Below are 13080 nucleotides of genomic sequence, written 5' to 3' on the forward strand. Positions count from 1 at the left end.
GCCCCTTTATACAGCAACGGCAACGTACAAGGATGAGGCTCTCTTGGGCGCCGCCCAACAACCATCAAAACAACCGATGGACCGCCTTGTCGTTGGCAAGGCGCGTCACGCAGCCTTCGAGTTTGGCGAGCAGCAGATCGAAGTCGAGCGGCTTCGTCAGATAGTCCGCCGCTCCGCCGCGCAGGCCGGCTAGCGTGTTTTCCCGGTCGGTCAGTGCCGTCAGCAGGATGAAGGGGATGTTGGAAAGCTCGGGGTGGTTGATCTGAATTTCCGCCAGAAGCTGGTGCCCATCCATCACAGGCATCGAAATGTCGCTGATGACGATATCGGGCCACTTCGACAGGATCATTTCCAGTCCCTCGGCGCCGTTCGATGCCTCGAGCGTCTTGTAGCCGGCTTCGCTCAATTCTTCGACGAGGAGGTTCCGGATCTCGACTTCGTCTTCTATGCACAGGACTGTAACCATGAGCTCTTCCTTAAGCTGCGACTTGTTGATCCGACAATAGAAACTCTATTGGCAGAAGAATGGTGAATGTTGTGCCTTTGCCGAGCTCGCTCGTCACCTCGACGGTGCCGCCATGCAGTTCGACGACCTGCTTGACGACGTTGAGGCCGATGCCGGTTCCGGCAATGCCCGTCGCGCTGCGGGCGCGATAATAGGGCTGGAAAAGCTTCGGCAGATCCTCCGCATCCATGCCGATACCACTGTCGGAGATGGCGATCTCCACCGTTTTCTCGTCGGCCCGGGCGCGAACATGAATGTCAGGCGCGTTGGGCGAATATTTGACGGCGTTCGAAATCAGGTTGGTGAAGACCTGTTCCATGGCGCTGCGGTCGAACGTCAATATGTCAGGTATGGGCTCGAGATCGAGATGGAACACATGCGAGCGGCTGAGGTGGCGCTGCCTGTCGCAGCAGCTGACGAGCAGGGCTTTCAGATCGCCTTCGCTGCGCTTTAGTGTGATCTGTCCGGTTTCGAGCCGGCCGCTGGCGAGAATACTCTCCATCAGATCCACCATGCGCACGACCGCACTGCGGATCACGCCGGCTTTTTCGTGAACGTAATCACCGCTGACGTTGGTCGTCGAGCGGCAGAGCCGCTGGGCAGCGGCGTCGATGATGGCGAGCGGCGTGCGAAACTCGTGCGAGGCCATGGCGACGAACTGCCGCTGAAGCGCATTCACCTGCCGTTCGTGCACCAGCAGGCGGTCCAGTTCCTCTCTCTGCCTTTCGATCTCGGCCGTTCGATCGGCCACCATCTCTTCCAGATGGTGGCGGTGGTGGGTGAGCTGCGCCTGGCTGTCCAGCAGGGTCAGCGAGGTGCGATGCAGACCTCGTCCGAGCCAGAACACGACGGTGATCAGCAGCCCCAGGCAGCCGAGCCCCGCCGGCGCGATCTGCTGCAGCAGCATGAAGCCGGGCCGGATAGGCGGCCACACGAAATAGCCGATCGTGCCGCCGTCATGGGACGACACAGGCACTTGCGCCCGCTCGTCCTCACCTTTCGAAGGCGCGAAATTCAAGCCTTCGAGCAGCGCATGATGCGCGATACTTTCGGCGGTCTTTCCATCGATGAACTTGACCGAGACGGCGATGAATTCCTGGCCCGCCTCGATCTGCATCCTGGCCGAGCTCGGCAGAATGGGACGCGCGCTTGTTATCGCCGGCCTGTTGCCGATCATGATCGTCCGAACCGTGGCCAGTTGACCAAGCGCTTCGGCGCCGGGTTTTGCAGCCCGCTCGACGAGAGCGGCGCGCATCTCTCCGGCAAGAGCGGTCATTTCATGGCCGTCGTCGTCACCGAGCCGCGGCGGCATGGCATCCGCGCCGTCGCGGAACGCAAACATCAGGCGATTGGTATCGTCGAAGATATAGGTTCTGTCGTGCCCGAAATACTGGCTCGTCCACCGACCGACATTGTCGAGCAGCCATTCATGGTTCCGCTGCTTGGCATAGAGGAAGGCGTCATCCCATTTGGTGACGCTTTCCTGTTCCCGGGGAAGTGCCGCGATCTGCTCTTCCAATCCTTGGCGGACGAAGTCGGCCTGCCGGCGCAACGAGAGATCATCGACCTTCACCGCGGCGAGCCACGCAAATCCGCACAGCAACGCAGCCGCCGCGCAGGTGAGCGTCACCAAGACGAATGTGATGTGGGATGTGAGCCCGACCTTCAATATCTGCAACCTTTTGATGGCGCCTGCTGCCGAGAAATTGACACGCAAAGGTTGACGGACCATGAATTATGCGCTCCCGTGAAGGTCTGTGGCAGGTCCCCATAGGCATCGCAATCGTTGAAGGAGAAGCACGTGGATGCAGCAGCATCGTCGGACACCTCAGGCATCAGGATCGAGCCGATCGCTACCGCCCATATCGACAGCTTTCATCATGCGCTCGACGTTGTCGCGCGGGAGAAAAAATACCTGTCCATGCTGGAAGCGACTCCGCTGCCGCAGACGCGTGAATTCGTGATGGGCATGATTGCGAAACGCAATCCGCAATTCGTTGCCACCGCTCAAGACAAGGTCGTCGGTTGGTGCGATATCAGCCGGCATTTCTTCCCGTCGCACGCCCATCGCGGAAACCTCGGAATGGGAATCCTTCCAGCTTATCGGGGCAAAGGTCTCGGACGCATGTTGATCGAGACCACATTGAGAGCGGCGCAGAAAAGCGGGTTTGCCAGGGTTGAACTCGATGTTTATGAAGACAACGCCCGTGCTATCGCTCTCTACGAAAAGATGGAATTTGCCCGCGAAGGCATCGTCCGACATGCGGCACGCATCGACGGTCGGTTCATCGATGCGATCAGCATGGCGCTTTTGTTCGACGAGCGCGGCGCGGCATAGATCCAGGTATCGCCGAGAATTTTTGAATGAGTCCAGCTGACTCCCGTGCCCCGGATGTTCATCATTTCCACCGGGAGTTGGAACAAATGCTCTTTCACGCGATTAGTCCCATGCGAATGCGCCGCCATGCATCGGGCTCAGCGAGGAGGCAGCCATGCACTTCACCCGCCGGCAATTTGCAGCGCTTGCAGCCGTAGTTTTCCTACCAGGGATGCCACGCGCAGCAGACGAGGAGAACGCCCTCTTCTGGCGCGCCAAATCCCCCGCGAATGACCATGTACTTTTTGGCTACGTGCGCATCCGCGCCGACGCTTTTCCTGACATCGTTACCGAGGGAAAACGCCTGATCGATCAATCGAAGAAGGTGCTGATCGACGTCAATCCCAGCCTTATCCTGTCTACTACCAAGTTCAAGAACAGCGATATCACGCCGGTCTTGTCAGGTTTGACGCCATCCGGTCAGGACGAGTTCAAGACAATCCTTTCGACATCCCCGGCAAAGGGAGCGATCGCAAAGCTTTCCGGTTTCGAGGCGAGCCTGCTCCTCATCGGCGAAGGACAGCATGCCTTCGCCCCAGACGCGCCGAGCATCGGCCTGGCGCTTGCGAAGTATGGCGCATCGATCGGGCGCGATGTGGAGACGCTTGCCGCCGACGGGGAAATGCAGGCCATGCAGAAGCCATTGACGCTCGAAACGGTCAATTCGGTCGGCCCCGCCTCGATCATCTACCTTCTCGAGCTGCGCCGCCGGATCGGACCGATCGGCGCCTATTTCGACGAGCTGTACAAGGCTCGAAAAAGTGGTGAGATTGCAAGCCTCGGAGAGGAAATCACCGCCAGAGGCATCGTGACGCCCACCGACCTCATCGATGCGGACAAGTTGCGCGCGCTTCTGATCGAGCGGATCACAAATCTGCCGGCAGGCACCAACGCTTTCGTCATCCTGCCGATAGGCCTTTTGAACGGTCCTTACAGCATTCTCAGCGAACTCCGCTCCCGCGGAGCAGAGGTGTCAGCAATCGGCTGAACCCGGTCTTGAGCAATTCCGGGGATCGCGACATGAATGCCCAGGCTCCTTTCGCCCGGCCACTCTCCTATCGGGCGAAAGCCTCGAACGGATTGTCGTGTGTCAGGCGCACCAGGGTGTCGTCGTCTATGCCCCGCCGTTTCAACTCGGGCAGCAAAACCGTGGAAAGATGCGTATACGGTTTGGGTATCCCGCCCATCGGCTGCGCCGGATCGAACCAGCCGCGGTCATGGCTCAACAACAAGCGATCGCCGCAGCCCGCCTCCAGCGCCTTGATCACCAGCTCCGCCACCTCGTTGTCCCCGCTCCGGCCGACATGGTCATATTCGATCCAGGCGCCTCGCTCAGCGACGGCGACATTAAGGGCGAAGTCCGCTTCTTCCTGCGTGTGGATGGAGATGAACCTGTCGGCCTTGTAGCCTTCCGCCTCGATGACATCGAGTTGGTCCATGACGACCCGTCCCCTGATCGTATGACTGCCGATGACGGCGTCCGTCTGGGCCGCGGCGCGTGCTGCTGCCCGCAGGATTTTCGTCTCAAGCGCCGTCATGCCGTCATCGCCGGCGCTGAGCTTGATCCAGCCCGCCTGGAACCCGGTTTCGTCGATCTGCTCCGTCAGCTCGCGAAGCATCCACGCCTCCAGCTCTTTCTCGGAAGCCTGGCGGACCCATTCGGGAATCCAGGGTTCACGGTAATTGCCGGTGGGCACGACGATCGGAAAATCCGTCGCGAGCGACACGGCAAGATCGATATCCGCACGGCGTCCAACGCCGCCCGTCGAGCATTCGACCAGTGCCGTCACCCCGAGCTTCTTGATCCGCTCGATTTCGGGGGCCATCAGACGGACGACGTCGTCGATGTCTGCCTCGGCATAACCGGGCTGGTCCGGCGTCCTGAGGTCGACGAAAACGTGCTCGTGCGGGAGGATCATCCCAAGTTCGGATTTGCTCTTAGGCCCGAGCGTGGTGCGCAGATATTTCAAAATCTCTCCCCCGCGATCATACCGGCTTTGCGTAAAGACCTCGACCGACACTGCCGCGAAAGTAGCTCGTCACGTACCGAAATCAATCTCCCACTCGGTTAAAATTCCAACAACTTGACCCCTTGATATCGACTTCCAACTTGACGCCCGAATTGCTGGCGAGCTGACTGTCGCCCGGGAGAGATATGTCGTATCGGCCTCTTCGGCGTCGCATCGGCTACTTCCCTTTCCCCTCCTTGCCCTGCGCCGGCCGGCTGATCGCGCGGATCTTGCCGCTGCCGCCGCCACCGCAGAAGAAGCAGTCGCCGCCGTCGGATTCGAGGCCGGAGACGCCGGTACCCTCGGGCATATCAAGCCGCTCCAGCACCTCCCCGGTTTCAGGATCGATGCGCCTGACGTCGCTGTCATCGCCCTCCCAGGTGCCGTGCCAGAGCTGGCCGTCGACCCAGGTGACGCCTGTCACGACGCGGTTGGATTCGATGGTGCGGAGGATCTTGCCGGTTTCCGGGTCGATCTGGTGTATCCTGCGGCCGCGGTGCTGGCCGACCCAGAGCGAGCCTTCGGCCCAAGCAAGGCCGGAATCGCCGCCATTGCCGGGCGCCGGGATGGTGGAAAGGATGCGGCCGGTCTTCGGATCGATCTTGTGAATGACATCCTCGGCGATCTGATAGAGGAACTCGCCGTCGAAAGCCGTTCCGGCATGGGACGCAACCTCGATCGAGCGCACCACCTCGCCGCTTGCGGGATCGAGCGCGTTCAGCCTGTCGCCCGAGGCGAACCAGACGTGCTCACCATCGAAGGTGACGCCGTTGACGCGCTCGGCGCCGGGAAAGGGTCCATATTCACGGATGATCTTCGCTGCCGATTTTTTCATCTCTTCCATCCTGTTTGCCCGTCGGGCCATCTTCATCAGTCAGGCCATACTAATCGCTTGGCAAAGGTCCCGGGAGTAACAAGACCGTCGGGAAACCGGGCAGCGGCGGGCTCATCCAACGCCGCGCCCGCCCGCGCCCGAAGGATTGCACCTTGCCCTCCCCGGCAAGCGAATCCAGCGCCCGCTGCACGGTGCGCGGGCTGGCGCCGAGCGCGATCGCCAGCGCCGAGCTCGACCAGGCCTCGCCATCGGCGAGAAAGGCAAGCACCGCCCCATACTGGCCTTCGACGAGCGGCGCCAGCACGGCAGTCTCGCCGGCGCGCCGCGGCGAAAGCGCAAAGCCGCGTTTCGTCGCCGAGACCTCCGCCAGTCCCCGCAGTTCGGCACGCAGCCGGCCGATCTCGACGCGCAGCCGGGCACGATGCGATTCATCGGCATGTTTGCCGCGGAAGGCGCGCGCGATGAGCGTGCCGCGTGCCACATCCGCCGGCCAAGCTTCGGCAAGCGTCCGGGCGAGCGTGAAGAGCACCGGCCGCGTTGCCAGCGACACCGAAAGCTGATCGTCGCGCACGACATGGCGGCAGGCATCGACAACGAGCGTGCCCGAACCCAGCAGCTCTTCCACCTCCTCGAGCAGCAGCGGGCTTTCCCGCCAGCGCGAGATCAACCGCGCCACCGGCGCGCTGAGCACCTGGGCGGCATTTTCCACCTCCGCCGTCAATATCGGCATACCGGCCTCGCGCGCCGCCTGCCTCGCCCGGTCAAGCGCCGCACGCGCCGCTTTCGTCTGCAGGCGCCGGATCGCGATGCCCGTGACCACCAGCTCATGAGCGGCCCTTGCCGCCGGCGGCAGTGGCGTCGGGTCGAGTGTTTCGAGCGCCCGCTCGGCCTCGTCGAGCCGGCCGATCAGCACCAGCCGGCGAAGCTCGACATTCCTGGCATGGGCGGCATTGACCCTGTCGCCATGCGCTTCGAGCACCTTGCGCGCCGCCTCCAGCGCTTTGGGCGGCCAGGTGAGATCACGCGAGACCAGTGCGATCTCGGCCTCGGCGACCACGCAGCGGGCTCGCGCCACCGCCTCCCGCGGGCCGAAAGCACGCGCCGCACTCTTCAGCAGCGCCTTGGCGCGGACGAGATCGCCGAGCTGCGCCATCGCAATGCCGCGCAGCGCCAGCGCCGGCGCATCGTCGCGCAGCGCCACCCGCTTCAGCGCGCCAAGCGCGTCTCCCACTGCCAGCGCCCGCGCCGCTGCCGTGATCAGCGAGTCCATTCAAATCCCGTCACACTTGTCACTCCCACCATTTCCCCACCCGGCCTTAGATTTGTCGTCGACCGGCAAGCAAGCCTGCGCCGGATGCTACGACGAGAGACAGGCAAAGGAGAAGACCCATGACGACAGAGCTGAACGCAACACGGCAGCAATGGCTGGCGGCTCGCCTCGATCTGCTCGAAGAGGAAAAGGAACTGACCCGGCAGAGCGACGTGCTGGCGATCAAGCGCCAGCAATTGCCGCGTGTGAGGATCGACAAACAATATCGCTTCGACACCGACGGCGGCAACATCTCGCTGAAAGACCTCTTCGGCGGGCGCTCGCAGCTGCTCGTTTATCACTTCATGTTCGGGCCGGATTATACCGCGGGATGCCCGTCCTGCTCCTCGATCGCCGATGGCTTCAACGGCTTCTTCGTTCACCTGGAAAACCACGACGTCGCCTTTTGGGCGGTCTCGCGCGCGCCGCTCGCAAAGCTCGAAGCATTCAAGCGACGGATGGACTGGAGCTTTCCCTGGGCCTCCTCCTTCAGCAGCGATTTCAACGGCGATTTCAGCGTCTGGTTCTCTGCCGAGCAGCAGCACCAGGGCGAGGTAGACTATAATTACCGCCGTGAACCGCCCGCCCCCGAACCGCTCACAGGCAGGACTGTCCAGGAATGGCAGCCGGGCGACAGCGAGGCGCCGATCACTCAGATCGCCGCCATGACCGGCACCGATGTCCCAACCTATACCCGCGACCGGCCGGGTGTCAGCGCCTTCGAGCTCATCGATGGCGCCGTCTACCACAGCTATTCCAGCTATGCGCGCGGGCTGGACGGGTTATGGGGCATGTACCAATGGCTCGACCGCACCCCCAAGGGTCGCAACGAAACCGGCATCTGGTGGCGCCACCACGACCGGTACGGCAAGGAGTGACGCCGATGCTGCTTTCCGCCCACACTCCAAAGAGAGCCGACGGCAACGCCGCTCTCAACGCCGCCGAATGGCTCTCGCTGGCCGCCGCAGCAGACGGATCAGTTGCTAAGCCGAGCCGTCGCATGGCTAGCCCAGGCGACCAAATCGCCGGCCGCGTAGCCGATTGGCTGTCGCTCGCAGCCGCTCCGACATTCGCGATCATGGCGGTGCTGACAGCCACGACCGGCAGCGCCGACATGATCTGCATGACGACGCCGGATGCTTTCCCGATCGGCGGAATGCTGCCCATGTACCTGCTGATGAGCGGCTTCCACCTGGCGCCCTGGCTGCGGCTCGCCGCCGGCTGGCGAGGCCTGAGTCGTTAGTGACGTGCTAAATGCCGCCACATCTCTCCTCCGTCATTCCTGTGCCCGTCACAGGAATGACGGAGATTGGGATGGCATTCTCGCCAAACTTTCTGCTGACGAGTCATGGCGGGGCGATAGCTTCCCCGCTAAGCAGCACTCCGCTCAGCCTCCGGTATTATCTCCCTGCCGACACACCCAAGTTCACGCCCTCACCTCGATAAAGTCGATCGGCCCACCGGCAATTTCGTCATCGAACACCGCGCAGGAAAGCTTGCCGCCGAAGACGCAGCCGCTGTCGATGTTGGTGCGGTTTCCAGTTGTCACCGGGTTGGACAGCGACGGCGTATGGCCGTGGACCAGGTGCTTGCCCCAATAGATGCTGGACTCACCGGGAGGGAACCGTAGCCAGAGAAGATCGCGCTTGGTCTGCCGTTCCAGCGGAAATTCCGGAACAACGCCGGCATGGACAAAGATGCGATATCGATCAACATGCATGAGCGGACGATCGGCGGCCCATTGCAAATGCTGAGGCAGAACCCTGCCGTCATAGGACATTTCGGTTTCAAGTCCGCCGTTGCTGATCCATACGTCTCTGCTGTCGCTGTCGGCATAGGCAGCGACCATCATGTCCTCATGATTGCCTTTCAGGCAGATCCATCTCCACGGGTCCGATGGACCGGCAATGATCCGGTCGAGAACACTTTTGCTGTCAGGCCCGCGATCGACATAGTCGCCAACGAAGACGACGGTCCCTTCAGACGCATAAGCCTCGATCCGATCGATCATCCTGTTCAGCGGATCGATACAGCCGTGGATATCACCTATGGCGAACGTGTAGCGCATGTTTCAACCCTCTCGGCTGCTGCGACGGCCCGCGGCCAAGGATGAGAAGACGCGCCAGGACATTGTGCCGAGGCTCGCACCGCCCGCCGCCCGCCCCATCATAACGAACGAAAGCCAGTCGCCATCGCGAAAACCGACTCTTTCTCCGGCGTTTATGATCATTGGCTCTCATTTGGCTTGAGTTCGAATATGATCATCGCACCTACCACCGAAGATGCCGATCCGTAGACGGGTGCGATCTTGCATAGTACGGTCGCCACCGGCTATGCCTTCATCACCATGAAGAAATACGGACGAACCTACCACCTGCCGATTTCGCCCGGAGCGACAAGCGACGATAAGGTCATGGCGAAGCTTGACGGGCTGGTGATTGGCGATCTTGTCATCACCGAGAAAATGGATGGTGAGAACACGACCATTCATCGGGGCGGGTCTCATGCCCGCAGTCCCGATAGCCGTTACCATTCATCGCGCGATTGGCTTAAGGCTTTTGCTGCCGGCATCAGTCCGCAACTGGCAGATGGCGAACGCATCGTGGGTGAGAACCTCTATGCCCGGCACTCGATCGGCTATGATGATCTTCCGTCATACTTCCTCGGCTTTGCTTGGATTATCGACGGCAAAGTTCAATCCTGGGATCTGACTCTGGCTCGCTTCGAAGAACTGAGCATCGTTCCGGTGTCGACTCTGTATCGGGGGCCATACAAAACCGGCCTGTTCGAGGATATTGCGGCATCGCTGGATAGGACCAAGCAGGAGGGGTTTGTCGTTCGGATCGCTGATGCGTTCCTGGAAGCCGAAATGCCAGTTCGGATGGGCAAGTATGTGCGCGACAACCACATTCAGAGTGAAACGCATTGGATGCAGTCGGAACTCATCCCCAATCGCTTGGCAAATTCCTAACGGAGGAGAGCTGTGAGGCCGAACATTCAAAGCCAACTCGGTCTGCCATTCCGTCTGATCCGATCCCATGCAGATCCGCCGTGCCCTTCCGGTTCCGATTGTCTTCCGGCCCAAAACTGTGCGATGACCCATCGACCCCAGACACAACAGATCAAGGTGCGGCATCAGCATGAAGAAGATCGGTTTTCTCTCGTTCGGGCACTGGACGCCCTCGCCCCAATCGCAGACGCGCTCGGCCGGCGATGCGCTGCTGCAGTCGATCGACCTTGCGGTGGCGGCCGAGGAGCTCGGCGCCGACGGGGCGTATTTTCGCGTGCATCATTTTGCCCGCCAACTGGCCGCGCCCTTCCCGCTGCTATCAGCCGTTGGCGCTAGAACCAATCGGATCGAGATCGGCACTGCCGTCATCGACATGCGCTACGAAAACCCGCTCTACATGGCCGAGGATGCCAGTGCAGCCGACCTCATCGCCGGCGGCCGTCTGCAGCTCGGCATCAGCCGCGGTTCGCCCGAACAGGTGATCGATGGCTGGCGCCATTTCGGCTATGCCCCGCCCGAAGGCCAGAGCGAGGCCGACATGGCTCGCCACCATGCCGAAGTCTTCCTCGAAATGCTGCGCGGCGAAGGTTTTGCCAAACCGAACCCGCGGCCGATGTTTCCCAATCCGCCCGGCCTCTTGCGCCTCGAGCCGCATTCGGAAGGCCTGCGCGAGCGGATCTGGTGGGGCGCGAGCTCGAATGCCACCGCCGTCTGGGCAGCCAAGCTCGGCATGAACCTGCAGAGTTCGACGCTGAAGGACGATGAGACGGGAGAGCCCTTCCACGTCCAGCAGGCCGACCAGATCCGGGCGTATCGCGAGGCGTGGAAAGAAGCCGGCCACACGCGCCAGCCGCGCGTCTCGGTCAGCCGCAGCATCTTCGCGCTGGTCGACGATCGCGACCGCGCCTATTTCGGCTACGGCAACGACGAGGGCGACAAGATCGGCTTCATCGATGAGAAGACCCGGGCGATCTTCGGTCGGAGCTATGCGGCCGAACCCGATGCCCTGATCAAGCAGCTCGCCGAAGACGAGGCGATCGCCGAGGCTGACACGCTGCTGCTCACCGTGCCCAACCAGCTCGGCGTCGAATATAACGCCCACGTCATCGAAGCGATCCTGACCCACGTCGCGCCGGCGATGGGTTGGCGCTGACGCGCTGTCATTGCTGCCGGGCTCTCAAACCCGCGGATACCTCGCACGGAACTCGCGAGGACTGCAGCCCTCACGTTCGTGAAAGGCCCGCGAAAAATAAAACGGGTCATCCAAGCCGATCATCGCGGCCACCGTTTCGATCTTTTCGTCGGTGGTTGCCAATAGCTGTTTGGCATGATCCATGCGCGCCCGAAGCTGAAATGCTTTGGGAGGCAGTCCAGTTTCGAGCGTGAACCGCCTGCGCAGCGTGGCCGGAGACATGCCATGCTCGGCGGCAAAGGCTGCAAGGTCCAACGGTTGCATCGCCCGCCGCCGTAGCGTTTCCACGATGTCGGCCATATCTAGCCTTTCCTGGCGTCGATCGGCCGCGCCGCTTGCCTGTCTGGCGGCGGATATGACGATGCGATGCAGCATCAATGCCGCCGAGGCCTGCCCGAGGTTGGTGTCGTCAAGCAGATCGGCATGAAGTTTGCCGAAAAGCCGCATCACCTCGTCGAGATGATGCAGGGCGACGACCGGATGTCGCTCGGTCATGATCCTCAGCCTCACGAAGTCTCGCGTGAACGACCCTTCGAAAAGCGCCCAGCGCTCGTCCCAGCCGCCTTCGTCGGGGCCATAGGAATGCACGCGGTTCGGAAACAGCCAGAACAATGCAGGTCCGGTCAGGCTCATGCGGCCGGTGGCGGCCGTTTCCAGCCAGCCCTGCCCTCGCTCCACCAGCACGACGGCGAAACTCGGCAGTTTCCGGTCCGTCACCGCACGCCGGGCATGCTGCCTGCCGCTGCCGGTGACTGCCAGTCCGCCGGCTGCGCCGAGCGGCGTTCTATAGATGGCTTCGGCGTCTCTCATGGTGAGCGAAAAGTCCAGCTATCAATTTCCTCTATGTCGGTTGGTATGCCGGATCAGGTAATTGATGGCAAGTCAACTCAAGCGACGGAGGAGTGAAATGTCAATTGCTGCGGAGGTCATACAAGCTCGCAAGATGGATTTGCCTCTTGCCGCAAACGGCAGAACCTTGCCCGTTGAGCGGATCGGTTGGCTCGCGCCGACCGATCCCGGCATCGGCATCGACGCCATCCGCCGCCGCTACCAGGACGATGGCTATGTCTGGCTGAAAGGCCTTCTGCCGCGGGCCGATGTGATCGACTTCCGCCGCTGGGTTTTCGAACATCTCGCCGAAACCGGGCTGGTCGATCCCGGCAGCGATTTTTCTCTGGGCATGGCGTCTGCCGGCGGCTTCGACAGGAGCCTTGGGGACAGGCGCCTGATGTCCCTCGTCCGCTCAGCCGCCTATGAAGGTTTCTGTGCGCAACCGCCGCTCGCCCGCTTCATGGACGATTTCCTGCAGGGCATCTCCTATCTGCACAAGCGCAAGCTCATGCGTTTCGTCCAGCCGGGAACGCCGACGGCCACACCCGCCCACTACGATCTCGTCTATCTCCGCGGCGGCACCAGCCGCCTGGTGACGGCCTGGATTCCGATCGGCGACATCCCCGCCGAGATGGGCGGCCTGGTGTATCTCGAAGGCTCGCACGCGCTGGGCGTCAAGATGGAGACCGAGTTCCAGGTAGCAAGCGGCGATCTTTCTGCGGAAGAGCGGATCAGTGCCTACAACCGCCACATGGCGGAAGGCGGCTGGATCTCGAAGGATCTGCCCGATATGGCGGAGCGCTTCGACACCCGCTGGCTCGCCGCCGATTATGAGGCCGGCGACGTGGTGCTTCACTCGCCCTACATGATCCACGCCTCGACCACCAACCAGGACCACAGCCGGCGGCTGCGCCTCTCAACCGACATCAGGTATCAGAATGTCGACGACGAGATCGACGTCCGATGGAATAACCATTGGAGCCTCGGCGATATGCTGTAGCTTGGTTCGACT

Annotated in this window: 14 protein-coding genes; 7 read left to right on the top strand and 7 right to left on the bottom strand. The window is 61.8% G+C overall.

Annotated elements, in window-relative coordinates; all coding sequences use genetic code 11:
- Positions 1 to 64 precede the first annotated feature (64 nt).
- Both AC2444_RS13480 and AC2444_RS13485 read right to left on the bottom strand, forming a co-directional pair.
- Positions 65 to 466 carry a response regulator gene (locus AC2444_RS13480; protein ID WP_012758110.1) on the bottom strand — a complete coding sequence of 134 codons (402 nt, stop codon included), beginning with the start codon at positions 464 to 466 and terminating at the stop codon, positions 65 to 67.
- 10 nt (positions 467 to 476) lie between these two features.
- Entirely contained in the window at positions 477 to 2222 is a 1746-nt protein-coding gene (locus AC2444_RS13485) for a sensor histidine kinase (protein WP_113548103.1), read from the bottom strand.
- 84 nt (positions 2223 to 2306) lie between these two features.
- Between AC2444_RS13485 and AC2444_RS13490 the strand changes: the two genes are divergently transcribed.
- Positions 2307 to 2843: a GNAT family N-acetyltransferase gene (locus AC2444_RS13490; RefSeq protein ID WP_012758112.1), complete on the top strand. Its 537-nt coding sequence runs from the start codon at positions 2307 to 2309 to the stop codon at positions 2841 to 2843.
- A gap of 154 nt (positions 2844 to 2997) precedes the next feature.
- Positions 2998 to 3870, top strand: coding sequence for a TraB/GumN family protein (locus AC2444_RS13495; RefSeq protein ID WP_012758113.1), 873 nt, complete (start codon positions 2998 to 3000; stop codon positions 3868 to 3870).
- 67 nt (positions 3871 to 3937) lie between these two features.
- Here the strand turns inward: AC2444_RS13495 and AC2444_RS13500 are convergent, their stop codons facing one another.
- The 3 genes from AC2444_RS13500 to AC2444_RS13510 all read right to left on the bottom strand — a co-directional run bounded on the left by AC2444_RS13500 (position 3938) and on the right by AC2444_RS13510 (position 6996).
- The gene (locus AC2444_RS13500) at positions 3938 to 4852 is read right to left on the bottom strand and encodes a phosphotriesterase family protein (protein ID WP_012758114.1); all 915 of its coding nucleotides are present in this window, start codon (positions 4850 to 4852) and stop codon (positions 3938 to 3940) included.
- A gap of 217 nt (positions 4853 to 5069) precedes the next feature.
- Positions 5070 to 5726, bottom strand: a complete 657-nt coding sequence (locus AC2444_RS13505; RefSeq protein WP_012758115.1) for a Vgb family protein — start codon at positions 5724 to 5726, stop codon at positions 5070 to 5072.
- A gap of 49 nt (positions 5727 to 5775) precedes the next feature.
- A complete protein-coding gene (locus tag AC2444_RS13510) occupies positions 5776 to 6996 on the bottom strand; it encodes a hypothetical protein (protein ID WP_012758116.1) in 1221 nt (406 codons plus the stop codon).
- 119 nt (positions 6997 to 7115) lie between these two features.
- Between AC2444_RS13510 and AC2444_RS13515 the strand changes: the two genes are divergently transcribed.
- Positions 7116 to 7913, top strand: a complete 798-nt coding sequence (locus AC2444_RS13515; RefSeq protein WP_012758117.1) for a DUF899 domain-containing protein — start codon at positions 7116 to 7118, stop codon at positions 7911 to 7913.
- Positions 7914 to 7918: 5 nt separating this feature from the next.
- Positions 7919 to 8278: a hypothetical protein gene (locus AC2444_RS13520; protein WP_012758118.1), complete on the top strand. Its 360-nt coding sequence runs from the start codon at positions 7919 to 7921 to the stop codon at positions 8276 to 8278.
- Between the two features lie 183 nt (positions 8279 to 8461).
- Here the strand turns inward: AC2444_RS13520 and AC2444_RS13525 are convergent, their stop codons facing one another.
- Positions 8462 to 9103 (bottom strand): metallophosphoesterase family protein, encoded by a 642-nt coding sequence (locus AC2444_RS13525; RefSeq protein ID WP_012758119.1) that lies wholly within the window; start codon positions 9101 to 9103, stop codon positions 8462 to 8464.
- Between the two features lie 240 nt (positions 9104 to 9343).
- On the opposite strand from AC2444_RS13525, the gene AC2444_RS13530 reads away from it, so the two are divergent.
- Entirely contained in the window at positions 9344 to 10006 is a 663-nt protein-coding gene (locus AC2444_RS13530; protein ID WP_244432223.1) for an RNA ligase family protein, read from the top strand.
- Positions 10007 to 10175: 169 nt separating this feature from the next.
- Entirely contained in the window at positions 10176 to 11198 is a 1023-nt protein-coding gene (locus AC2444_RS13535; protein ID WP_012758121.1) for an LLM class flavin-dependent oxidoreductase, read from the top strand.
- Between the two features lie 24 nt (positions 11199 to 11222).
- Here the strand turns inward: AC2444_RS13535 and AC2444_RS13540 are convergent, their stop codons facing one another.
- Entirely contained in the window at positions 11223 to 12047 is an 825-nt protein-coding gene (locus AC2444_RS13540; protein WP_012758122.1) for a helix-turn-helix transcriptional regulator, read from the bottom strand.
- Between the two features lie 97 nt (positions 12048 to 12144).
- Between AC2444_RS13540 and AC2444_RS13545 the strand changes: the two genes are divergently transcribed.
- Positions 12145 to 13068 (top strand): phytanoyl-CoA dioxygenase family protein, encoded by a 924-nt coding sequence (locus AC2444_RS13545; RefSeq protein WP_012758123.1) that lies wholly within the window; start codon positions 12145 to 12147, stop codon positions 13066 to 13068.
- The last annotated feature ends 12 nt before the right edge of the window (positions 13069 to 13080 follow it).

It is taken from the genome of Rhizobium sp. WSM1328, assembly GCF_057653715.1.

Coding starts and splice junctions, on each gene's coding strand:
- AC2444_RS13495 (WP_012758113.1), top strand. CDS start 2,998: ATGCACTTCACCCGCCGGCAATTTGCAGCGCTTGCAGCCGTAGTTTTC.
- AC2444_RS13535 (WP_012758121.1), top strand. CDS start 10,176: ATGAAGAAGATCGGTTTTCTCTCGTTCGGGCACTGGACGCCCTCGCCC.
- AC2444_RS13480 (WP_012758110.1), bottom strand. CDS start 466: ATGGTTACAGTCCTGTGCATAGAAGACGAAGTCGAGATCCGGAACCTC.
- AC2444_RS13515 (WP_012758117.1), top strand. CDS start 7,116: ATGACGACAGAGCTGAACGCAACACGGCAGCAATGGCTGGCGGCTCGC.
- AC2444_RS13540 (WP_012758122.1), bottom strand. CDS start 12,047: ATGAGAGACGCCGAAGCCATCTATAGAACGCCGCTCGGCGCAGCCGGC.
- AC2444_RS13520 (WP_012758118.1), top strand. CDS start 7,919: ATGCTGCTTTCCGCCCACACTCCAAAGAGAGCCGACGGCAACGCCGCT.
- AC2444_RS13525 (WP_012758119.1), bottom strand. CDS start 9,103: ATGCGCTACACGTTCGCCATAGGTGATATCCACGGCTGTATCGATCCG.
- AC2444_RS13505 (WP_012758115.1), bottom strand. CDS start 5,726: ATGAAAAAATCGGCAGCGAAGATCATCCGTGAATATGGACCCTTTCCC.
- AC2444_RS13545 (WP_012758123.1), top strand. CDS start 12,145: ATGTCAATTGCTGCGGAGGTCATACAAGCTCGCAAGATGGATTTGCCT.
- AC2444_RS13510 (WP_012758116.1), bottom strand. CDS start 6,996: ATGGACTCGCTGATCACGGCAGCGGCGCGGGCGCTGGCAGTGGGAGAC.